The organism is Massilia endophytica, from assembly GCF_021165955.1.
GTDB classification, from domain to species: Bacteria; Pseudomonadota; Gammaproteobacteria; order Burkholderiales; family Burkholderiaceae_D; genus Rugamonas; species Rugamonas endophytica.
This window is the reverse complement of the sequence record NZ_CP088952.1, coordinates 5,006,338-5,027,479: the sequence shown is the minus strand read 5'-3', so window position 1 is coordinate 5,027,479 and position 21,142 is coordinate 5,006,338. Positions and strand designations below refer to the sequence as shown.

General features: G+C 67.5%; 18 protein-coding genes. 7 read left to right on the top strand and 11 right to left on the bottom strand.

All coding sequences use genetic code 11. The features are described 5' to 3' along the window. Positions 1-3 precede the first annotated feature (3 nt). The 6 genes from LSQ66_RS23045 to LSQ66_RS23020 are packed head-to-tail and all read left to right on the top strand — an operon-like array spanning position 4 to position 8,683. Positions 4-2,781, top strand: coding sequence for an O-linked N-acetylglucosamine transferase family protein (locus LSQ66_RS23045; protein WP_231767499.1), 2,778 nt, complete (start codon positions 4-6; stop codon positions 2,779-2,781). 2 nt (positions 2,782-2,783) lie between these two features. After that, positions 2,784-4,715 carry a sugar nucleotide-binding protein gene (locus tag LSQ66_RS23040; RefSeq protein WP_231767498.1) on the top strand — a complete coding sequence of 644 codons (1,932 nt, stop codon included), beginning with the start codon at positions 2,784-2,786 and terminating at the stop codon, positions 4,713-4,715. Beyond that, positions 4,708-5,883 carry a hypothetical protein gene (locus LSQ66_RS23035; protein ID WP_231767497.1) on the top strand — a complete coding sequence of 392 codons (1,176 nt, stop codon included), beginning with the start codon at positions 4,708-4,710 and terminating at the stop codon, positions 5,881-5,883. Before LSQ66_RS23040 ends, LSQ66_RS23035 begins: the two co-directional genes overlap by 8 nt. Positions 5,884-5,886: 3 nt before the next feature. Beyond that, entirely contained in the window at positions 5,887-6,540 is a 654-nt protein-coding gene (locus tag LSQ66_RS24830; protein ID WP_269449113.1) for a CatB-related O-acetyltransferase, read from the top strand. Positions 6,541-6,560: 20 nt separating this feature from the next. Beyond that, the gene (locus LSQ66_RS23025; RefSeq protein ID WP_231767496.1) at positions 6,561-7,997 is read left to right on the top strand and encodes a PfkB family carbohydrate kinase; all 1,437 of its coding nucleotides are present in this window, start codon (positions 6,561-6,563) and stop codon (positions 7,995-7,997) included. Continuing rightward, positions 7,994-8,683, top strand: a complete 690-nt coding sequence (locus tag LSQ66_RS23020) for a nucleotidyltransferase family protein (RefSeq protein WP_231767495.1) — start codon at positions 7,994-7,996, stop codon at positions 8,681-8,683. Before LSQ66_RS23025 ends, LSQ66_RS23020 begins: the two co-directional genes overlap by 4 nt. Positions 8,684-8,698: 15 nt before the next feature. Here the strand turns inward: LSQ66_RS23020 and LSQ66_RS23015 are convergent, their stop codons facing one another. Genes LSQ66_RS23015 through LSQ66_RS22975 form a run of 9 tightly spaced genes read right to left on the bottom strand, consistent with a single transcriptional unit; the run spans position 8,699 to position 16,346 of the window. Next, positions 8,699-9,754: a zinc-binding dehydrogenase gene (locus LSQ66_RS23015; protein WP_231767494.1), complete on the bottom strand. Its 1,056-nt coding sequence runs from the start codon at positions 9,752-9,754 to the stop codon at positions 8,699-8,701. Between the two features lie 7 nt (positions 9,755-9,761). Next, positions 9,762-10,433 (bottom strand): class I SAM-dependent methyltransferase, encoded by a 672-nt coding sequence (locus LSQ66_RS23010; protein WP_231767493.1) that lies wholly within the window; start codon positions 10,431-10,433, stop codon positions 9,762-9,764. 10 nt (positions 10,434-10,443) lie between these two features. Beyond that, positions 10,444-11,454, bottom strand: a complete 1,011-nt coding sequence (locus tag LSQ66_RS23005) for a phosphotransferase (RefSeq protein ID WP_231767492.1) — start codon at positions 11,452-11,454, stop codon at positions 10,444-10,446. After that, positions 11,451-12,053, bottom strand: a complete 603-nt coding sequence (locus LSQ66_RS23000) for an HAD family hydrolase (RefSeq protein WP_231767491.1) — start codon at positions 12,051-12,053, stop codon at positions 11,451-11,453. The genes LSQ66_RS23005 and LSQ66_RS23000 overlap by 4 nt, the downstream gene beginning before the upstream one ends. Before the next feature lie 4 nt (positions 12,054-12,057). Then, positions 12,058-12,978, bottom strand: a complete 921-nt coding sequence (locus LSQ66_RS22995) for a transketolase family protein (RefSeq protein WP_231767490.1) — start codon at positions 12,976-12,978, stop codon at positions 12,058-12,060. After that, positions 12,975-13,775: a transketolase gene (locus tag LSQ66_RS22990; protein WP_231767489.1), complete on the bottom strand. Its 801-nt coding sequence runs from the start codon at positions 13,773-13,775 to the stop codon at positions 12,975-12,977. The genes LSQ66_RS22995 and LSQ66_RS22990 overlap by 4 nt, the downstream gene beginning before the upstream one ends. Before the next feature lie 2 nt (positions 13,776-13,777). Beyond that, positions 13,778-14,722, bottom strand: a complete 945-nt coding sequence (locus LSQ66_RS22985; protein ID WP_231767488.1) for an NAD-dependent epimerase/dehydratase family protein — start codon at positions 14,720-14,722, stop codon at positions 13,778-13,780. A gap of 9 nt (positions 14,723-14,731) precedes the next feature. Then, positions 14,732-15,724 (bottom strand): GDP-mannose 4,6-dehydratase, encoded by a 993-nt coding sequence (locus tag LSQ66_RS22980; RefSeq protein ID WP_231767487.1) that lies wholly within the window; start codon positions 15,722-15,724, stop codon positions 14,732-14,734. Between the two features lie 58 nt (positions 15,725-15,782). Continuing rightward, positions 15,783-16,346 (bottom strand): SIS domain-containing protein, encoded by a 564-nt coding sequence (locus tag LSQ66_RS22975; RefSeq protein WP_231767486.1) that lies wholly within the window; start codon positions 16,344-16,346, stop codon positions 15,783-15,785. Between the two features lie 183 nt (positions 16,347-16,529). Between LSQ66_RS22975 and LSQ66_RS22970 the strand changes: the two genes are divergently transcribed. Then, positions 16,530-17,627: an NAD(P)/FAD-dependent oxidoreductase gene (locus LSQ66_RS22970; RefSeq protein WP_231767485.1), complete on the top strand. Its 1,098-nt coding sequence runs from the start codon at positions 16,530-16,532 to the stop codon at positions 17,625-17,627. On the opposite strand, the gene LSQ66_RS22965 is transcribed toward LSQ66_RS22970, so the two are convergent. Both LSQ66_RS22965 and LSQ66_RS22960 read right to left on the bottom strand, forming a co-directional pair. Beyond that, on the bottom strand, positions 17,628-18,965 hold the full coding sequence (locus tag LSQ66_RS22965) for an HlyD family type I secretion periplasmic adaptor subunit (RefSeq protein WP_231767484.1): 1,338 nt from the start codon (positions 18,963-18,965) through the stop codon (positions 17,628-17,630). Then, positions 18,962-21,091 carry a peptidase domain-containing ABC transporter gene (locus LSQ66_RS22960; protein WP_231767483.1) on the bottom strand — a complete coding sequence of 710 codons (2,130 nt, stop codon included), beginning with the start codon at positions 21,089-21,091 and terminating at the stop codon, positions 18,962-18,964. The genes LSQ66_RS22965 and LSQ66_RS22960 overlap by 4 nt, the downstream gene beginning before the upstream one ends. Positions 21,092-21,142 lie beyond the last annotated feature (51 nt).

The window sequence follows — 21,142 nt, the reverse complement described above, 5'->3', positions numbered from 1 at the left end:
TGCATGACCTCCCTCTTCTCCGACGCCGCCGCCAAGCACCGCAGCGCCATGGCCCAGGCCACCGCCGGCCAGCTCTCGATCATCGACCTGTTCTCCACCGCCCAGGAACTGACGGCGGCCGGCCAGTCGGGCATGGCGGTCGAGCTCTACCGCACCTGGCTGGGCAACAGCAATTCCCCCATCGCCTACGCGGCCTGGTTCAACCTGGGCGTGCTGCTGAGCGACCGGGGCGACTCCGCCGCCGCCGAGACCTGCTACCGCACGGCCGTGGCCCACAATCCCCGCTTCAGCGAAGGCTGGCTCAACCTGGGCACCCTGCTGGAGCGCCTGCAGCGCCCGAACGAGGCGCTGGACGCCTGGCGCCAGGTGGTGAGCTACGCCAACACCGAGGTCGAGGCCGAGCGCGCCCAGGCCATCATGGCCCTGAACAACCTGGGCCGCCTGCTGGAGATCCAGCGCGACTATCCGGGCGCCGAGGAGGTCATGACCTCCAGCCTGCGCCTGAACCCCAAGCAGCCGGACGTGATCACGCACTGGGTGCACCTGCGCCAGAAGCAGTGCCGCTGGCCCGTGTTCGACACCGCCCTGTCCGGCGTGGCCCTGCCCGACCTGATGGAAGCGACCTCCGCGCTGGCCATGCTGAGCGGCTCGCCCGATCCGGCCATGCAGCTGGCCTCGGCCAAGCGCTTCATCCGCGACAAGGTCAAGCTGACCACGGACTACCTGAGCAAGCGCAGCGGCTACGGCCATGAGCGCCTGCGCATCGGCTACATGTCGGGCGACCTCTGCTGGCATGCCGTGTCCATCCTGACGGCCGAACTGTACGGCCTGCACGACCGCAACCGGGTCGAGGTCTACGGCTTCGACTGGAGCCGCGAGGACGGCTCGGCCATCCGCGCCCGCGTGGTGGCCGGCTTCGACCGCCACTTCCGCGTGGCGGAAATGAGCGACCGCGACGTCGCCCAGCTGATCCGCTCGCAGGAAATCGACATCCTCGTCGACCTGCACGGCCTGACGCGCGGCGCGCGCCCGGACATCCTGAGCCTGCGCCCGGCGCCGGTGCAGATGACCTGGCTGGGCCTGCCGGGCACGACAGGCCACCCCGAGATCGACTACGTGATCGCGGACGACTTCGTGCTGCCCACGGAGCTGGAGCCGTATTTCACGGAGAAGCCCCTGCGCCTGCCGCGCTGCTTCCAGATCAACGACCGCCAGCGCGAAGTGGGCCCGGCGCCCACGCGCGCCAGCCTGGGCCTGCCGGAGGACGCCTTCGTCTTCTGCGCCTTCAACAACAACTTCAAGATCACGGAAGACTTCTTCGGCGCCTGGATGCGCATCCTGAAGCGGGTGCCGGGCAGCGTGCTGTGGCTGCTCTCCGACAACGAGCAGGTCAACACCAACCTGCTGCGCCGCGCCGAGCTGGCGGGCGTGGCCGCCGAGCGCCTGATCTTCGTCGAACGCGCCATTCCGGCCGAATACCTGGCCCGCTACAAGGTGGCCGACCTGTTCCTGGACACCGCCCCCTTCAACGGCGGCACCACGGCCAGTGACGCCCTGTGGGCCTGCCTGCCGGTGCTCACCTGCGCCGGACGCACCTTCTCCTCGCGCATGGCGGGCAGCCTGCTGCGCGCCGTGGGCCTGCCCGAGCTCATCACCTTCGAGCTGGACGCCTACGAGGAAAAGGCCGTGGCCCTGGGCCTGGACCGTGCGCGCGCCCTGGCCCTGCGCCGCCAGCTGGAAGAAACCCGCCTGGAAAGCGACCTGTTCGACACGCCGCGCTTCGTGCGCGACCTGGAGGACGCCTTCGAGCGCGTGGCGCTCAAGGGCGAGCCCCAGCCCGCCGTGCCGCTGCCGCCGCAGCTCGACCTGCCGCTGGTGTCGGTGCTCATTCCCACGCACAACCGCCCCGACTACTGCGAACTGGCCCTGCAGTCGGTGCTGGCCCAGAACTATCCAAACCTGGAAGTGGTCATCAGCGACAACAGCGAGAACGACGACACCGAGCGCCGCCTGGCGCCCCTGGTGGCGCGCGACCCGCGCATCCGCTACCTGCGGGCCCCCGGCTGCGGCGTGATGGACAACTTCATGAACTGCTTCCACGGTTCGCGCGGCGAGTTCGTCAACTTCCTGATGGATGACGACCTCTACCATCCGGAGAAGATCAACCGCATGATGCTGGCCATGGCCAGCGGCCCGAACGTGGGCCTGGTGACCTCCTTCCGCCAGCTGATCGACGCGGACGGCAACTTCCTGCCGCCGCTGACGGGCACCGAGCGCCTGTTCGAGCAGCCGACCGCCATCAACGGCGTGTCCTTCGCCGAAATGATCCTGCGCAACGGCACCAACCTGGTGGGCGAGCCCACCACGGCCATGTTCCGCCGCAGCCTGCTGGACGGCCAGTTCGGCGTCTTCCTGGGCCGCCAGTACACCAGCCTGTCCGACGTGGCCACCTGGCTGCAGGTGATGACGCGGGCCGACGTGGTCTACCTGCCGGAGGCGCTGAGCTACTTCCGCATCCACGGCGGCCAGGACCAGCGCAACAACCGCGTGCGCATCGAGTCCAATGTGGAATGGCTGCAGCTGCTGTGCGACGCCCACCTGCAGGGCAAGTTCCTGGTGGACCGTCCGGCCCTGCAGGAAATGCTGACCAGCAAGCTGATGACCTGCATGTGGTACATGACCTCCATGCACGAGGACATCAAGAACGGCGCCATCGAGGCCGCGCGCATCCAGACCGCCGTGAACACCGCACTGGGCATCCTGCTCACGCGCCAGGGCTGAGCATGCCGCACGCGTCCGCCCGCCAGCAAAGCGTCCTGATCGTGGGGGGCGACAGCCCCATCGGCGAGGCGCTGGCCGGGCGGCTGCGCCGCGAGGGCGTGGCCGTGGCCACCACCTCGCGCCACGCGGAGCGCTGCGGCGGCGCGGTGCTGCATTTCGACCTGGCGGCAGGCCGCCACGCGCTGCCCCTGGAACAGTTCGGCAGCGTGGTGCTGTGCGCCGCCGTGTCCAGCATGGCGCGCTGCGAAGCGGAGGCGGAGGAGTGCGAACGCCTCAATGTGCGCAACACCCTGAGCCTGGCGGACGACTGCCTGGCGGCGGGCTGCTTCCTCGTCTTCCTGTCCAGCACGGCCGTGTTCGACGGCCGCAAGGCCTTCGTGGCGCGGGACGAGCCTCCTTCGCCCGTGTCCAACTACGGCCGCTTCAAGCTGGCCGTGGAAGAGGCGCTGCTGGACAAGGCGCCCGGCCAGGCCGCCGTGCTGCGGATAGGCAAGGTGATCGGCCCCCGCACGCCTTTCCTGCAACAATGGGAGGCGGCCGCGGCGGCGGGCCAGCCCGTGCGGGCCTTCACCAACAAGCTGCTCTCGCCCCTGCCGCTGGAACAGGCCGTGGATGGCCTGCGCCTGCTGATCGCGGCCCGGCAGGGCGGGCTCTATCAGCTGGGCGGCGAGGGCGAGCTGTCCTTTTACGAGTTTGCGCAGCGCTGGTTCGCGGGCCGTCCCGACGCGCTGCGCCTGATCGAAGCCACGCAGGACGCCTCGGCCCCGCCCGGCCCGGCCCTGCACAATTCACTGACGACCTTTATGCCGAATACCTGCCACGCCTGCCACCGCCCGGCCCTCCAGCCGGTCAGCGCGCCCGCGGCCTTCACCTCCGTGACCTCGGACTGCAGGCCCTGGAACTATCCCCTGAAGCTTGCCGTCTGCGGCGCCTGCGGCCTGATCCAGAAGCAGATCGATGCCGCCTACCTGGAACAGACCACGGCCATCTACCAGAGCTACGCCATCTACGCCCAGAGCGGCGGCGCGGAGCAGGCCGTGTTCACGGCCGACGGCGGCGGCCTGGCGCGCTCGGAGCAGATCATTGCCTGGCTCGGCCGCGCAACCCCGCTGCCCGCCGCCGGCCGCCTGCTGGAGATCGGCTGCGGCAACGGCGCCTTCCTCGGCAAGTTCAGCGCCGCCCAGCCCGGCTGGCAACTGACGGGCACGGAGTTCGACGACAAGAACCGCGCCGTGATCGAGGCCATTCCCAACACCCGCCTGCACTGCGGCGGGCTCGATACGCTGGAAGGCCAGTTCGATCTGGTGGTGGCCATCCACCTGCTGGAACACATCGTGGACCCCGTGAGCCTGCTGCGCGAAGCGGCGGCCAGGCTGAAGCCGGGCGGACGCATCTTCCTCCAGGTGCCGAACGTCAAGGAATCGCCTTTCGATCTGCTGATTGCCGACCATGTCTCGCACTTCTCGGTGGAGTCCCTGGTGGCCCTGCTGTCGCCCGCGGGCTTCGACCTGCTCGCCATCTCGGACACCAATGTGCCCAAGGAGCTGTCCCTGCTGCTGCAGCCGCGCGGCGCGGCGCCTGCGGCCGACGCGGCCCAGCTGGCCGCCCTGGCGGGCGGCCACCTCCAGCTGTTCGCGGGCCTCAAGCAGGCGGCCGAAGAGGCCGAGGGCGTGGTGGGCATCTTCGGCTCGTCCATCTCGGCCACCTGGCTGGCCAGCGAAGTGCCCGGCAAGATCCAGTTCTTCGTGGACGAAGACAGCCAGCGCATCGGCAAGAGCCATATGGGCCTGCCGATCCTCGGCGTGGACCAGGTGCCGGCCGGCGCCAGCCTGCTGCTGCCCATGAATCCCGCGATCGCGCGCCGCATCGCCGCCCGCCTGGCGGGCAGCGGCCTGCGCTTCGTACTGCCCAACCAGGAGAATTCCCATGTCTGATACGGGACAGGAACATACCGCACCGGCGGACGCCGGACAGAACGCCTTCGCCGCCCTGCACGCCCAGCTGGACCAGATCGTCGAAGACAATATCCGCATTCCCGGCGTGCCCGCCTGGATCCTGCTGTGCGGCTACAACATCGGCGAAACCGCCGAAGTGCTGGGCCTGGCCGAGGCCTTCGTGGAGCACCACGGCCACGGCATCATCCTCGTGGTGACGCAAAAGCACGCGCCGCTGGCGCGCATGTACAGCCACCGCTTCCTGAAGATCGTCGTCATGACGGACGACATGATGCGCGCCTTCCTGCGCAGCGACTACATTCCGCAGGAACGCTTCGAACTGAACATGCCCATCAGCGCCTGCTGGATCGACCGCGGCTTCCGTGCGGGCGACGGCATCAAGTACCTGACCCAGTACGCGGGCCGGGGCGGCATCAGCGAAACGGACATGGCGCGCTTCATCATGCGCCTGCCCTGGAACGCGCGCTGGGAAGCGCCGCGCATCAGCCCCGAGATGGAAGAGCGCGCCTGGCAGCTGAGCCGCGAATGCGGCGTGCGCCTGGGCCGCACGGTGCTGCTGTGCCCGATCAACAATTCCGCCTCCAAGTTCCCCTACGAGTTCTGGGCCGCCCTGGCCGCCCGCCTGAACGAACTGGGCTACACCGTGCTGACCAATGTGGGCGGCCTGAATCCCTTCAACGGCCTGCACACCATGCCCATCGAGGGCACCACCCCGGTGGACCTGCCGATGGAGCTGGTGATCCCCTTCATCCACCTGTGCGGCCGCGTGGTCACGGGCACCAACGGCATGTCCTTCTTCATGATGCTGGGCGGGCTGAAGACCTTCAAGATGACCCAGCTCATCCCGCAGTCCAAGGATATCCAGGTGGGCCATTCCTCCCTGGGCTACCGCGCGCCCTACCAGCAGAAGGGTTCGCCCATCATCGGCTCCTACCTGTACATGTCGCCAGAACTGGCGCTCGATTCCCCGCTCAACGAGTTCATCATTCCCTACGACGAGTCGGTGGAGGAGCTGCAGCGCCTGGCGCGCGTGGTGGCCGAACAGGACACCAGCGACCCGGCCAGCGTGTCCCGCCTGGGCGCGGGCGGCAGGCTGCCCTATCTCGTGGAGCACGCCGACTGGCTGCGCCCCATCGCCCCGCGCTAAGCCATGCTGATCACGCAGAACAACCCCAGCTTCGAAGTCTTCGTCCAGGACCAGCCCTATGTGCGCCTGAACCCGGGCGCGGGCGTCTTCAATGTGGAGTCGCCGGGCAACCTGGTGCTGGACAAGCATTCGACCGTGAGCCGCAGCACCCTGGGCAAGTATTTCGGCCTGGGCTGCTTCTCCTATGTGACGAACAGCCGCATCGGCCGCTACTGCACCTTCGGCTCGCGCGTGTCCATCGGCGCCTTCTCCCACCCCACCGACTGGCTCTCGATCCACGAGTTCCAGTACCGCGGCACGCAGAACGTGTTCGGGGAATCCATCGTGGACGAGGGCGTGAACCTGGCGCCGAAGAACCCCACCACGGAAATCGGCAACGATGTGTGGATCGGCGACAATGCCTGCATCCGCTTCGGCACGAAGATCGGCGACGGCGCCGTGATCGGCATGGGCGCCGTGGTGGTGGCGGACGTGCCGCCTTACGCCATCGTGGTGGGCAGCCCCGCCCGCGTGCTGCGCTACCGCTTCGAGGCGGACGTGATCGCCGAGCTGCTGGAGCTCAAGTGGTGGGAGTTCGATATCAGCGAACTCAAGGGCATCGACTTCCAGGACGTGCGCGGCGCCATCGCGGAAATCCGCCGCCGCAAGGGTCTCTAACCAGGAAAAAATAGAACGCTATGTCTGCAAAAACTGTTCTGGTCTCGGGCAACTTCAATGTCCTGCATCCGGGCCACCTGCGCCTGCTGCGCTTCGCCCGCGAATGCGGCGACCGCCTGGTGGTGGCCGTGTACTCCGACCGCATGGCGGGCGACGGCGCCCACGTGCCCCAGGGCATGCGCCTGGAGAGCGTGCAAAGCATCAGCCAGGTGGACGAGGCCTTCATCCTCGACGAGCCCGTGACGGCCCTGATTGCGCGCCTGAAGCCGGAGATCGTGGTCAAGGGCAAGGAGCACGAGGACGCGGACAATCCGGAAGCGGCCGAGCTGGCGCAGTACGGCGGCCGCCTGCTGTTCAGCTCCGGCGAGAGCATGTTCTCCTCGCTCGACCTGCTGCACCGCGAGATGCAGCAGGTGGACCTGCGCACCATCGGCCTGCCCAAGGCCTATATGGAGCGCCACGGCATCGCCAAGGCCCGCCTGGCCGAGCTGGTGCGCAAGTTCGTGGGCGCCAAGGTGTGCGTGGTGGGCGACCTGATCGTGGACGAATACATCACCTGCGAGCCCCTGGGCATGTCGCGCGAGGACCCCACCATCGTGGTCACGCCCATCGACACCCTGCGCTTCGTCGGCGGCGCGGGCATCGTGGCCGCGCACGCGGCGGGCATGGGCGCTTCCGTGCAGTTCGTGTCCGTCACGGGCCAGGACGCCACGCGCGACTACGCGGCGAAGGAACTGGCGGCGCACGGCGTGCAGGCCCGCATGCTGGTGGACGACAGCCGCCCCACCACCCTGAAGCAGCGCTACCGCTGCCAGGGCAAGAGCATGCTGCGCGTGAGCCACCTGCACCAGGCGGCCATCTCGACCCGCCTGCAGGAGCAGCTGCTGGCCGAGGTGGAGGCGGCCCTGGCCGATGCCAGCGTACTGGTGTTCTCCGACTTTAACTACGGCTGCCTGCCGCAGCCTGTGGTGGACCAGATCACGGCCATGGCCAAGGCGCGCGGCGTGGTGCTGGCGGCCGACAGCCAGTCCTCCTCCCAGGTGGGCGACATCGCCCGCTTCCGCGGCATGGACATGGTGACGCCGACCGAGCACGAGGCCCGCCTGGCCACCCGCAACCGCGACGATGGCCTGGTGGTGCTGGCCGAGGCCCTGCGCCAGCAGGCCGACGCGAAGAACGTGCTGCTGACCCTGGGGGCGGAAGGCCTGCTGATCCATAACGGGGAAGGCGCGGCCAGCGGCTGGATGACGGACCGCATCGCCGCCCTGAACTCGGCCCCGCGCGACGTGGCGGGCGCCGGCGACAGCCTGCTGATCACGGGCGTGCTGGCCCTGGCCTGCGGCGCGGACATCTGGGAAGCTTCCTGCCTGGGTTCGCTCGCCGCCGCCATCCAGGTGGGCCGGGTGGGCAACCTGCCCATCCGCACGGGGGAACTGCTGCAGGAGCTGGGCGCATGAGGGCCCTGCTGCTGGCCGCGGGCTTCGGCACCCGCCTGCGCCCCCTCACCGACAGCGTGCCCAAATGCCTGGTACCCATCAAGGGCGAGCCCCTGCTGGGCATCTGGATCGACCGCCTGAGCGCGGCGGGCGTGCGCGCCTTCCTCGTCAACACCCATTACCTGCCGGACCAGGTGCGGGCCTTCATCGCCTCCCGCCCGGACCGCCACGCCATCCTCCAGGCACACGAGGAGGTGCTGCTGAACACGGCGGGCACCCTGCGCGCCAACCTGGGCTTCTTCCAAGGCGAGGACGGCATGCTGATCCACGCGGACAACTACTGCCTGGCCGACTTCAAGGCCTTCCAGCAGGCGCACCGCGAGCGGCCCGCCCACTGCCTGATGACGATGATGACCTTCCGCACGGAGACCCCGCAGAGCTGCGGCATCGTGGAGCTGGATGAAGAGGGTGTGGTGCAGGCCTTCCACGAGAAGAAGGCCAATCCGCCGGGCAACCTGGCCAACGGCGCGGTCTACCTGCTGTCGGCGGAACTGCTGGCGATGATGGAGAAGGAGTTCGCCCAGGCGACCGACTTCAGCAACGAGGTGCTGCCGCACCTGGTGGGCCGCATCGCCACCTACGAAACGCCCGAGTTCTTCCTCGATATCGGCACCCCGCAGGCCTACGAGCGCGCCAACCGCAGCTGACGCGCCCTTTCTTCCCTAGTCCATCCTGATCACGCAGCGGCCCGCAATGGCGCCGCTGCGCACGCCGTCGATCGCCTCGTTGATGCGGTCCAGGGTGTACACATTGGTGATCAGGTTCTTCAGCTGGATGCGGCCGGCGCGGAACAGGTCGTGGTAGCGCGGGATATCCGTCTGCGGCACGGCCTCGCCGCCGTGGGAGCCGGACAGGCCCTTGGCGAAGTGCAGCGGCAGGGAATAGATATTGATGTTGTTGCCCTTCTTCGGCACGCCCACCAGGGTCACCCGGCCTTGCGGCTTGGTGATGCCATAGCCCATCTCGATGATGGCGGGCTGGCCTGTGTTGTCGATGAAGGCGTCCAGGCCCGCCGGGCCCACGATGTCCAGGATGGCCTGCTTCGCGTCCACCTTGGCGCTGTTGATCAGGTGGGTGGCGCCCATTTCGCGCGCCAGTTCCAGCTTGCTGTCGTGGATGTCCACGGCGATGATGGGGTAGGCCGACACCAGGGCCGCCGCCTGCACGATGTTCAGGCCGATGCCGCCCGCGCCGAACACCACCACGGATTCGCCGATGCGCAGCTTCGCGTTGTTCTCCACCACGCCGAAGCCCGTGGTCACGGCGCAGCCGAACAGGGCCGCCACTTCCAGGTCGCTGTCCTGGGGGATGGCGGTGACGCGGTTCTCGGACACGATGGTGTAGTCGCTGAAGGTGGTCACCTGGCCCGCGTTGATCCTGCGGCCATTGCTGCTGTAGTGCGGGGTCTCGGCCTCGATGCCCAGGCCCTTGCGCCAGTGCAGCACCACCTTGTCGCCCACCTTCACGTGGCGCACGCCTGGGCCGACGTCCAGCACGGTGCCGGAGGCCTCATGGCCCAGCAGGTGGGGAATGTACTTGTCCTCGCCCTTGGCCCCGTCGATCTCGCCCAGCTGGGAGCCGCAGATGCCGCTGTAGTGCACCTTCACCAGCACCTGGCCCACGGCCAGGGCCTCGGGCATGGTGATCTCCTCGATCGCCAGCGGCTGCTTCTGCGCCACCAGCACGGCGGCCTTCATGGTTTTTGGCATTGCGCTCATCGTGGCCTCACTCGAAATAGATCAGGGAATAGTCGCCGGTGTAGCCGGTCTGCTTGAACCACCACTCCCATTCCTCGGGCGTGCAGAAGGCTTCGCAGGTCACCTGCCAGTACAGCAGGTTGGCCTTCTCCTCCTCGTTGCGGTAGGACTCGACGCAGAGGTATTTGTTCTTCTTGCCCACGCGCTCCATTTCGCGCAGGGCGGCGTCGAGCTCGTAGTTGTGCAGGTTGTGCATGGTGTTGATGGAAAACACCAGGTCGAAATGCCGGTCCGGGAAGGGCAGCTTGGTGGCATTGCCCACCTGCAGGCGGTCCTTGATCTCTTCCTTGCCATGCTCGATGGCGTATTCCGACACGTCGATGCCGTGGATTTCCAGGCCCGGCTCGATGAGGGACATCTCGTACAGCAGGAAGGCCTTGCCGCAGCCGATGTCCAGCACCTTGTCGCCCGCCTTCAGGCCGTAGTGGTCGATCATGGCCTGGGCCACGGGCGCCCAGCGGCCCGGCATGTACTTGTAGCCGCCGTAGCAGATCTTGCGGTCGCCGTCCCAGTAGTCGAAGCCCCACTGCTTGGCCAGGGCGGCCGCCTTGGCCTTCGGATAGTCGGGGTCGTTCACCCGCGCCAGGTAGTCGCGCGTAGTGCTTTTGTGGACCGAGGAAAGGAAATCGATGTAAGCCATGGCTTCTTTCTTAAGCGATAGTTGCGAGATGGGTCTGGAAGTAGTTGCGCGCCTTGGCCAGCTGGGTCTCCAGCAGGGCATTGGCGTCCACGCCCGCGTGCAGGCGGCGCTGGCGGTCTTCCGAACGCAGTTCGTTGAGCAGGATACAGCACCATTTTATCCGGTGCAGGGGCAGGAGCAGCGCCACGCGGCGCGCCACGGCGCCATCGTCGCCCAGCCCGGCCAGCAGGGCGCCGCGGAAGCGGGCGCCCTGCTGCGGCGTCACGGGCAGCTCGGGCTGGCACTGGAAGTCGCAGATGAGCTTGGCGGGATCGTCCCAGCCCGCGTATTCGAAATCGACGAAGGCCAGCACGCCTTCGTGCTCCAGGCTGTTGTGGAAGCCGAAATCGGAAGGCGAGAGGATGCGCGCGGAGGACGGCAGTTCCGCCGCCAGCTCGCCGGGCGCCAGGGCCGCGCGGGCCGCCGCGTCCAGGGCGCGCCATGCCGGCTCCAGCGTATCGCGCACGAAGGCGCAGGCTTCGGCGGCCACCGCGCTGTCCGGCGCCACGGCCATGAGGCGGGCGATGCGGCTGGCGGCCAGGCCCAGATGGGCCTCGATGCTGAAGCAGGCGTCCGAGGCGGGCGGCAGGGCCGCCGCGCCGGGGCTGCCGCGCAGGCCGTTCAGGGCGAGGATGAAGCGGGCCGCCTGGTCGACGTGACCGTCGGCCGGGACGGCGGGACGCTGGCCGGGCAGGAAGCTGTAGAGCGCGCAATTGAGCTCGCGGTCCATGGCCAGGGCCTGCGGCACATGGGCCAGGCCCTGCTGCTGGCAGACGCTGAGGAAACCGAATTCGGTGCCGAGCCGGTCGCGCCGGTCGGCGGGATGCTGGAAATAGCGCTTGAGCAGGGTGAGCCCGCCCGCGTGCACCAGGCGCTGCACTTCGCTGTTGCGGCCCGTGCGCAGGGGTTCGGCGGCAATGGGCGGCAGCACGCCATGGGCGGCGCAAAAGGCCGCCACGGCGGCCGGCAAGGCCGCGCTCATGCCAGCTTGAGCAGGCCCGGCAGCTGCTGCCAGTCGGACATCACGGTCCAGCCAGCCTTGGGCGTCACATTGCCGTCCGGCGAGAACAGGATCTTGTGCACGGTGTCCGGCAGCATGTCGAGGATCTCCGGCAGGTCGTCCACGTAGTGGGTGCACTGCTGGGCCACGATGCGGGCGATCTTCTCTTCCTTCGACAGCTCGAAGAAGACTTGTTCCTGCTGCCAGTTCAGCCCGTCTTCCGCGTGGAAGCCGTGCTTCTCCAGCCAGCTGCGGGCCGCCGCGTGCAGGTCCCAGCGCTCGCCCAGGTAGGGATAGCGCGTCTTGTGGCTGACGATCACCATGGGCACGCCGTGCGTGGCGATATGGGCCAGGGTGTCGCGCATGCCGGGATAGGGCGCCGCCTCCAGGATGCGGCCGCCGTAGACTTCGCCCTGCAGCCTGGTCCACTCGTCCTCGCGGTCCTGCTGGCGCAGGTAGTCGCGCACCGCGTTCTTCTGCGGCGCGGTTTCCTGCGGCACCAGGCCCTTGTCCAGGGCGACCTGGCGGAACAGCGTGTCGTAGCTGATCAGGGTGTTGTCGAAATCGAGACCGAGGCGCATAAGCTTATCCAAGGCGGTCGACGATCTGCTGCGTGATGGCGTGCGAGGTCAGGCCGACCAGCTCGCGCGCCTCGTCCTGTTCGCCGCAGCCGGAGAGGAAGCGGTCGGGACCGGCCACGCAGACCAGCTTGTCCAGGTTGACGCGGCGCACATGGCCCCATTCCAGCACGGCGCTGCCGGCACCGGCCGTGAAGCTGTGCTCTTCCACCACGGCCACCACCTTCTTGTCCGCGAAGCTCTGCGCCAGCAGCGCGTCGTCCAGGGGCTTGACGGTGTGCAGGCTCACCACCTGGGCCGAGATGCCGCGCGCGGCCAGCTGTTCGGCGCTGTCGAGCGCGGGCTTGATCATGTTGCCCACGCTGAAGATGACGACGTCCTTGCCTTCGCGCACCGTGATGCCCTTGCCGATGCGGAAGTCCGGCTCGCTCGGGTGGATCGCCGGTTCGCCCTTCTTGCCCAGGCGGATATAGGTGGGACGGCCCAGGCGCAGCGCGTCGCGCACGGCGCCCTTCACTTCCACCGGGTCGGCGGGGCAGACCACGTGCATGTTCGGCAGGGTGCGCAGGATGGCGATGTCTTCCATCGAATGGTGGGTCGCGCCCAGGTTCGCGTAGGACAGGCCGGCGCCCGTGCCCACCACGATCACGGGCAGGTTGGGGTAGCAGATGTCCAGGCGGATCTGTTCCAGCACGCGCGTGGTGTTGAAGGGCGTGATGGTGTAGGTGATGGGACGCAGGCCGGAAGCGGCCAGGCCCGAGGCCAGGCCCGTCATGTTCGCTTCCGCGACGCCGCAGTTGTAGAAGCGGGTCGGGTGCTTGTCCTTGAACTTGTCGAACAGGCGGTTGCCGATGTCGCCGGCCAGCATCACCAGTTCAGGATATTCGTCGCCCAGTTCGGTGACGGCTTTGGCAAAAGCATTTCTCATAGTACGCCCAACTCCGCTTTGGCCGATTGCACTTCTTCCACGGTAGGAATGCGATAGTGCCAGTTATTGTCATCTTCCATGAAGGACACACCCTTGCCCTTGACCGTGTGCGCGACCACCATGGTCGGCTGGTCGGCGCGGGTATCCGCCACGGCTGCCAGGATGGCCGCGTGGTCGTGGCCGTCGATCTCGTGCACGTTCCAGCCGAAGCTGCGGAACTTCTCGGCCAGCGGGTCCAGGCCCAGCACTTCGCGGCTGCGGCCCGTGGCCTGCCACTTGTTGAAGTCGACGAAGGCGGTCAGGCTGCCCAGCTTGTTGGCCGAGGCGAACAGGGCCGATTCCCAGACCGAGCCTTCGTTGCACTCGCCGTCGCTCATCAGCACAAAGGTGCGGTAGCTGCGCTGCTGGATGCGGGCCGCCAGGGCCATGCCGATGCCGCAGGCCAGGCCGTGGCCCAGGGAGCCGGTAGCCGTCTCCACGCCCGGCAGGCGCGGCGTCGGGTGCTCTTCCAGCAGGGAGCCCGCCTTGCCATAGGTGAGCAGGTCTTCCGGCTTGATGAAGCCCTTGTAGGCCAGGGCCGCATACAGGGCGGTGGCGGCGTGGCCCTTGGACAGGATGAAGCGGTCGCGCTCCTCCCATTGGGGCCGGGCCGGATCGACCTTGAGCACGGAGTGGTAAAGGGCCGCCACCATGTCGATGCAGGACATGGCCGAGGCGAGGTGGGCCGCACCGGCGCGGTGCGACATCTCGACGGCGGTCGCGCGGAACTGGGCCGCGAGTTGAACGGAAGTGGTCATTGTCAGGCTTGCAGGTTCAGGTGCTTCATCCAGCGCACGGTGTAGTACTCGTCCTTGTCCACCAGCTCGCCGGACTTGAATTTCTCGGACACGTCGCGGATGGCGTCGGCCACGCTGTGCTGCTGCTTGAAGCCGGTGGCCAGCAGCTTGTCCGAGTTCTGGCGGTAGGAACGGGGATCGTTCGAGGCCGTCACCACGATCTCGGCCGGCACGGTGCCCGCCACGCGGTTGGCGATGTCCAGGATGGAGATGTTCTCGAAGCCCGCGTTGTAGTTACCGGAAGGCAGGTCGGGATTGGCCAGGAAGTGGCGGTACACGTTCACCATGTCCTGGATGTGGATGTTGGGGCGGGTCTGGTCGCCGCCGAACACGGTCATCTTGCCGTTCTTCAGGGCCTGCATGGTGAGCATGTTCACGCTCACGTCCAGGCGCATGCGCGGCGACCAGCCGCACACGGTGGCCGGGCGCACATTGTGCACGCGCATCTTGTCGGTGTAGGAGAGCAGCACGCGCTCGGCCACCATCTTGGTCTTGTTGTAGGCGGTGATGGGCACCAGCTCCAGGTCTTCCGTGACCTGGGGCTCGTCCTTCACGCCGTACACGCTGCCGGAGCTGGCGAAGATGAAGTGGCGCACGCCGTTGCGCACGGCGCGGTCGGCCAGCTGCTGGGTGGCCAGCACATTCACTTCCCAGGACAGGGTGGGGTTCATTTCCACGCCCGGATCGTTGGCGATATTGGCCAGGTGGATGATGGTGTCCACGCCCTGCAGGGGGATGGCATCGACGTCGCGGGTGTCCTGCTTGAGCACGGTCAGCTGGGGGTGGGGCTTGAGGTGGTTGCCGAACCACTGGGTGTCGACCACGGTGATGGTGTGGCCGTCCTTGAGCAGCTGTTCGGTGAGCACGGTGCCGACATAGCCGCAGCCGCCGGTAATGAGAAGTTTCATGCTTGATCCCTATGCTTTGTGAATGTAGTCCGCTGGCAGAGTCTTCAGCGTGTCGAGGTTGTTGTCGACCCAGGCCAGCGTCTGCTGCATGCCCGTATCGAGATTGATGGTGTCGGCCCAGCCCAGTTCCTTGCGGATCTTGTTGCTGTCGAGCAGATAGGCCTGGTCCTTGCCGAGGCGGTCTTCCGTGACCTTCACCAGGTCGGCGAAGGCCACGCCCGTCATGTCGCAGACGCGCTCCACCAGCTGGCGGATGGACACCGTTTCCCAGGTGGAGATGTGGTAGCTCTCGCCCGGCACGCCGTGGTCGGCGATGCGCAGGGTGGCGTCGGCCACGTCGTCGATATGGATGAAGGAGCGCACCGAGTGGCCGCCGCCGTGCAGCTCCATCTGCTTGCCCAGGCGCGCATACAGCATGGCGCGCGGCATGATGCGGTAGAGCTGCTGGCCGGGCCCGTACACGTTCGCGGCGCGCGTGAAGCAGACCGGGAAGCTGTAGGCCTTGAAGAAGCTCATCAGGTGCAGGTCGCAGGCCGCGCGCGAGACGGCGTACGGTGTGCTGGGCGCGAAGTGGAAGCTCTCGGCATGCCAGCCGTCCGTGCTGCCGTAGACTTCGGGCGTGGTGACGTGCACGTATTTTTTCAGGTAGCGCAGCTTGCGCATCTCGTCGTGCAGCAGCACCTGGGACACCACGTTGGTCTGGTACCAGTGGGCCGGCTGCAGCCAGCTCTGGGCCACCATGCCCTGGGCCGCGAAGTTGACCGCGTACTCCGGCTGCTGCTCGTTCATGAGCGCGATCAGGTCCGGCAGGTTGCGGTTCAGGTCGACCTGGTGGAAGGCGAAGCTGCCCTTGGGCTCGCGCCATTTGTAGGGCAGCATGACGGGATGGGGCTCTTCGGAACGGCTGACGCCGATGACGCTGTGGCCGCGCTCCAGCAGGTAGGCCACGAAGGCCGCGCCGGAAAAGGAGTTGCTGCCAATGACGAGGAATCGATGTTGCATGGGCTCAGTCAGGAAACGGGTTGAACGGAAGGCGCGGCAAGCCTCCGCGCGCCGGGGCTCAGGAAGCTTTCTGCTCGCACAGCCACTGCATGCACATGTGGCCGATCACCAGCTGCAGGTCTTCGGCGATCTGCATATCGTCGATCGGGAAGTGGATGGGGTGCTGGGCCAGGTCCTTGCACTTGCCGCCGGAGTAGCCGAGCAGGGCGAAGGTGGTCATGCCCAGCTCGTTGCCCATCTCCAGGGCCTTGACGATGTTGGGCGAATTGCCGCTGCCGGAGAGCACGACCAGCACGTCGCCCTTGTCGGCCTTGACGCGCAGCTGTTCGGCGTAGATGCGGTCGTAGCCGATGTCGTTGCCCAGGCAGGTCAGCACGGCCGCATTGGCGCTCAGGGACTCCACGCGCATGCCGATGCCGTGCTCCTTGCCCACGCCGTAGAGGAAGTCGTTGGCAAGGTGGATGGCATTGCCCGCGCTGCCGCCGTTGCCGCAGAAGTAGATGGTGTGCTGGGTGCGCCAGGCTTCGCGCATGGCCTCGGCCAGCACCGGCACCTGCTGCATGGCGTCCATGCGGAGCGCTGCGGACAGCTTGTCGGTGTAACTATTGATAAGTTGCTGCATGGGGAAAGCTCTGCTTTGCTGTGGAACTGCGGGGCCGGACAAAGGGCCCGGGGCCTGTTGCTCTGCTGTGTGGAGCGATATCCTTCGAGCGGATCGAACCGATGATATTTCTTCCCGCAGAGGGCGTCAACTGCTGCAAGGCAAGAGTTACACTGCTGTTTCTCGCTTAGATTGGAATGCTTTATGGTAGATAAACTGGACTGCGTGGTGATCGGCGCGGGCGTGATCGGCCTGGCGGTGGCGCGGGCCCTGGCCTTGCGCGGGCGCGAGGTTGTCATTCTGGAAGCAAGCGACTGCATCGGCAGCGGCACGAGCGCCCGGAACAGCGAGGTGATCCACGCGGGCATCTATTATCCGGCCGGTTCCCTGAAGGCGCGCCTGTGCGTGCGCGGGCGCGAGGCCCTGTACGCCTATTGCGCGGAACGGGGCGTGGCGCACCACCGGTGCGGCAAGCTGATCGTTGCAACGACGCCGCAGCAATTGGCGCAACTTGAGGCCATTCAGCAACAGGCGGCCCGCAATGGCGTGCATGATTTGCAAGTCCTGGAGGCCGCAGCGGCCCGGGACATGGAGCCCGCCCTGCGCTGCGAGGGCGCCTTGCTGTCGCCCAGCACGGGCATCATCGACAGCCACGGTTTAATGCTGAGCCTGCTTGGCGATGCCGAGCAGGCGGGCGCCAGCCTGGTGCTGCAAGCGCCGCTGCAGGGCTGGCGGGTGGAAGCGGACGGCATCGCCCTGGAGGTGCAGGGCGAGCGCTGGCTGGCCCGCTCCGTCATCAACTGCGCCGGGCTGGACGCGCCGGACCTGGCGGCGCGCCTGGAGGACCTGGCGCCGGAACACCGGCCGCAGGCCTTCTACGCCAAGGGCAATTACTTCTCCTGCAGCGTGAAGGCGCCCTTCAGCCACCTGGTCTATCCCGTGCCGGAGCAGGCCGGGCTGGGCGTGCACCTGACCCTGGATCTGGCGGGCCGCGCCCGCTTCGGGCCGGACGTGGAATGGGTGGAACGTCCCGAGTACACGGTGCGGCGCGAACGCGCCGACGGCTTCTATGCGGAGATCCGCAAATACTGGCCGGGCCTGCCGGACGGCGCCCTGCAGCCCGACTACGCGGGGGTGCGCCCCAAGCTCGGGCCCCAGGGCAGCCCCGCCGCCGACTTCGTGGTCGACGGCCCGGCCGCGCACGGCGTGCCGGGGCTGGTCAATCTCTTCGGGATCGAATCGCCCGGGCTGACGGCCTCGCTGGCCATCGCCGAACTTGTCTGCGAGCGCCTGGAAGGCTGATCAGGGCTCGCGGATGGACTCGTCCATGGCCTTGGTGAGCGGCCACAGCAGGTAGGACATGACGGAGCGCTGGCCGACAACGATCTCGGCCGAGACCGTCATGCCCGGCAGCAGGCGGGCGCCCGGCGCCATCTTGCGCAGGGTGGCCTTGCCGAAGGCGATGCGGCTGGTGTAGTAGGCATCCGTGCCCTGGCCGGGCTGCACCTGCTCGCGGCGGAAGGCGTCCGAGCTGATGGTGCGCACCCTGCCGTCCAGCGCGCCGTGCTTCTGGAAGGGGAAGGCGTCGAACTTCAGGTAGGCGTGGTCGCCCGTCTTGATGTAGCCCACGTCCAGGGAATCGATCTCCACCTCGGCCTCCAGCTGGGCGCCCAGGGGCACCAGGGTGAACATGGGTTCGGCCGCGCGCGCCACCGAGCCTTCGGAGAGCTTGCCGATGTCGAGCACCACGGCGTCGGCCGGAGCGCTCAGCTGCACCAGCTGGTTGCGCTTGTCGGCCTTCGCCAGCTGCTCGCGGATGCTGTCGCGCTCGCGCGTCGCTTCCAGCAGGGTTTCCAGGGACTTCTGGCGCCAGCCCTTGCCGAAGGCGGACAGCTCGGCCTGGGCCGCGCCCAGTTCCTTGGCCAGTTCGGCATCGCGGCTGCGGCCCATGATCAGGCTGCGCTCCACCTCCAGGCGGCGGTCGCGCGCCTCCAGCAGCTGCATCTTGGCGCCGAAGTTCTCGGCCACCAGCTTCTCCTGCATGGCCTCGATCTGCGACAGGGAGGCCAGGCGCTGGGTCAGCACCTGCTGGTCGCGCAGATTGGTCTCGATGCTGGCCTTGAGGCGGGCGATGTTCTCTTCCAGGCGCACCTGCTGGGCCTTGTAGTTGGCCTGGCGCTCGGCCTGCAGCTGGGCCTGCAGGCGGGCGTCGGCGCCGCCTGCCGCGCCGCCGCTGCCGCCGTTCAGCTCCATGTTCAGGCTGGCGATCTGGGTCTCCAGGCTGGCCAGGCGGGTGCGCAGCTGGGCGTCGTCGGCGCGGGTGAAGGTGGGGTCGAGGGTGGCCAGCAGCTCGCCCTTCTTCACCACCTGGCCCACGCGCACATTGATCTTCTCGACGATGGAATTGTCCAGCGGCTGGACCACGATATTGGGCAGGGGATTGACCAGGCGGCCGCGCGCCGTGACCACCGTGTCCACCTTCGACAGGCTGGCCCACAGGATGAAGATGGCCATGGCCGCCACCAGCAGGTGCAGGGTGATGCGCACCGAGCGCGGCAGGGGGCTGCGCTCGATCGCGTCCGCGTCCGGCAGGAAGTCGAGTTCCGTTTCCTCGCTGCCGCGGCGCCTGCGCTCGTTCACAGATGGCTTGTTTGTTGGTTCCATAGGTGCTGATAGGTGTCGCTGCGCTCCAGCAGCTCTTTGTGGGTGCCGGCGTCCACCAGGCGGCCGCGCTGCATCACGAGGATGGCGTCGGCATTGACCAGGGTGGAGAGGCGGTGCGAGATCATCACCACGGTGCGGCCCACGGCAATTTTCGACAGGTTGTTGATGAAGATGGCTTCGCTCTCCGGATCGAGGGCGCTGGCCGCTTCGTCCAGGATGAGGATGCGGGGCTTGGCCAGCAGGGAGCGCGCGATGGACAGGCGCTGCTTCTGGCCGCCGGACAGGTTGGAGGCGTTCTCTTCGAGCAGGGTGTCGTAGCCCTGCGGCAGGCGCTCGATGAATTCGTCCGCGCCCGCGGCCGCGGCCGCGGCGGCGATCTCCTCGAAGGTGGCGTCCGGCTTGGTGACGGTGAGATTCTCGCGCACGGTGCCGCGGAAGAGGAAGTTCTCCTGCAGCACGACGCCGATCTGGCGCCGCAGGTGGGGCAGCTCGATCTCGCGCGCGTCCGTTCCGTCGAAGCGCACGATGCCTTCCTGTACGGCGTAGAGGCCCTGGATGACCTTGGTCAGGGTGGTCTTGCCCGAGCCGCTGCGGCCCACGATGCCGACCACGGTGCCGGGCTTGATGGTGAAGCTGGTGCGGTCCAGGGCCGTGTTGGGCGAGCCGGGGTAGCGGAAGGTTACGTCCTCGAAGCGGATCTCGCCCTGCAGCACGGGGCGCAGGCCGCCCGCCCCGCTGCGCCCTTCCGGCGCGCGGTTCATCACCTCGCCCAGCATGCGCACGGAGAGCGCCGTTTCCTGGTATTCGTTGACCAGGCCCACCACGGAAATCAGGGGGTTGGTGACGCGCTGGGACAGCATCTGGAAGGCGATCAGGGCGCCGATGGTCATGGTCTGGTCGAACACGGACTGGGCGCCGAGCACGATGATGAGCACGGGCAGCAGCTTGCTGAGGAAGTCCGTGATGGCATTGCCCGTCAGGCCCAGCTTGCCCACCCGGTAGTGCATGGTGACCGCCTCGGCCGAGCGCTGGTCCCAGATGCGGCGCTGGCTGGGCTCGATGGCCAGGGCCTTCACCGTGCGCATGCCGTGGATGGTTTCCACCAGCATGGCCTGGCGCTGGCCTTCGGCTGCGTACATGGCGTGCAGGCGGCGCTGGAAGGTGGGCACCATGGCCATCACGATGCCGCCGATCAGGGCCGCGAACACCAGCACGAGCGTGGCCAGCAGCACCGAATAGGAGAACAGGATAGGGATGAAGACCACCAGGGAGATCAGGTCCAGGGCCGTCATGAAGAGGCGGCCCGTGAGGAAGTTGCGGATGCGGTCGAGCTGCTGCATGTGGCGGGCGATGATGCCGGCCGTGCTGCTCTCGAAGTAGTCGATCGGCAAGCTCAGCAGGTGAGCGAAGGTGCGCCGGGTCAGGCGCATGTCGATCTTGTTGGAGGCGGCGATGGTGAGCATCTGCCGCACATAGCCCAGGGCCGCCTCGAAGCCGAGCGCGATCACCACGCCCACCGTCAGCACCCACAGCGTGGTCACGCTCTGGTGGGTCAGCACCTTATCGATCACCAGCTGGAAGAACATGGGCGAGGCCAGGGACAGCACCTGGATCGCCACGGCGGCGATGAAGATGTCGCGGTAGGCCGTCTTCTGCTTGAGAATCTCGGGAATGAACCAGCGCAGGCCGAAAGGCTGGTTGGGGTCGCTCAGCTTGTGCTGGCGCCGCACGAACAGCACCTCGCCCTCCCAGCGCGCGCAGAAGGCCTCGCGCGCTTCCATGGCCAGGCCGCCCTGCTGCGGGTCCAGCACGGCCACCTGCTCGTTGTCGCCCAGGCCGGCCACGATGACCATGTGCCCGTTGCGCAGGCGCGCCATGAGGGGGAAGACGCCGCCCTGCTTGCGCAGGCCCTCCCAGCTCAGGCGGCCGACCTTGGCCTTCATGCCGATGTCGCCCGCCATGCGCAGCAGCAGGTTGTTACCGGGCTCTTCCGCGCCGAGGGCGTAGTCGTCGATCAGGCGTTCCGGGTTGATCTGCAGACCGTGGTGCTGCGCGATGGCAGTCAGGCATTGCACTGCCGTGTGGGGAAAGTTCGCTTGCATGAACCGATTCTACCGCAGGGATAGCTTCATCCGAAAAAAAAACGGCAAGAC

Coding starts and splice junctions, on each gene's coding strand:
- LSQ66_RS23045 (WP_231767499.1), top strand. CDS start 4: ATGACCTCCCTCTTCTCCGACGCCGCCGCCAAGCACCGCAGCGCCATG.
- LSQ66_RS23040 (WP_231767498.1), top strand. CDS start 2,784: ATGCCGCACGCGTCCGCCCGCCAGCAAAGCGTCCTGATCGTGGGGGGC.
- LSQ66_RS23035 (WP_231767497.1), top strand. CDS start 4,708: ATGTCTGATACGGGACAGGAACATACCGCACCGGCGGACGCCGGACAG.
- LSQ66_RS24830 (WP_269449113.1), top strand. CDS start 5,887: ATGCTGATCACGCAGAACAACCCCAGCTTCGAAGTCTTCGTCCAGGAC.
- LSQ66_RS23025 (WP_231767496.1), top strand. CDS start 6,561: ATGTCTGCAAAAACTGTTCTGGTCTCGGGCAACTTCAATGTCCTGCAT.
- LSQ66_RS23020 (WP_231767495.1), top strand. CDS start 7,994: ATGAGGGCCCTGCTGCTGGCCGCGGGCTTCGGCACCCGCCTGCGCCCC.
- LSQ66_RS23015 (WP_231767494.1), bottom strand. CDS start 9,754: ATGAGCGCAATGCCAAAAACCATGAAGGCCGCCGTGCTGGTGGCGCAG.
- LSQ66_RS23010 (WP_231767493.1), bottom strand. CDS start 10,433: ATGGCTTACATCGATTTCCTTTCCTCGGTCCACAAAAGCACTACGCGC.
- LSQ66_RS23005 (WP_231767492.1), bottom strand. CDS start 11,454: ATGAGCGCGGCCTTGCCGGCCGCCGTGGCGGCCTTTTGCGCCGCCCAT.
- LSQ66_RS23000 (WP_231767491.1), bottom strand. CDS start 12,053: ATGCGCCTCGGTCTCGATTTCGACAACACCCTGATCAGCTACGACACG.
- LSQ66_RS22995 (WP_231767490.1), bottom strand. CDS start 12,978: ATGAGAAATGCTTTTGCCAAAGCCGTCACCGAACTGGGCGACGAATAT.
- LSQ66_RS22990 (WP_231767489.1), bottom strand. CDS start 13,775: ATGACCACTTCCGTTCAACTCGCGGCCCAGTTCCGCGCGACCGCCGTC.
- LSQ66_RS22985 (WP_231767488.1), bottom strand. CDS start 14,722: ATGAAACTTCTCATTACCGGCGGCTGCGGCTATGTCGGCACCGTGCTC.
- LSQ66_RS22980 (WP_231767487.1), bottom strand. CDS start 15,724: ATGCAACATCGATTCCTCGTCATTGGCAGCAACTCCTTTTCCGGCGCG.
- LSQ66_RS22975 (WP_231767486.1), bottom strand. CDS start 16,346: ATGCAGCAACTTATCAATAGTTACACCGACAAGCTGTCCGCAGCGCTC.
- LSQ66_RS22970 (WP_231767485.1), top strand. CDS start 16,530: ATGGTAGATAAACTGGACTGCGTGGTGATCGGCGCGGGCGTGATCGGC.
- LSQ66_RS22960 (WP_231767483.1), bottom strand. CDS start 21,091: ATGCAAGCGAACTTTCCCCACACGGCAGTGCAATGCCTGACTGCCATC.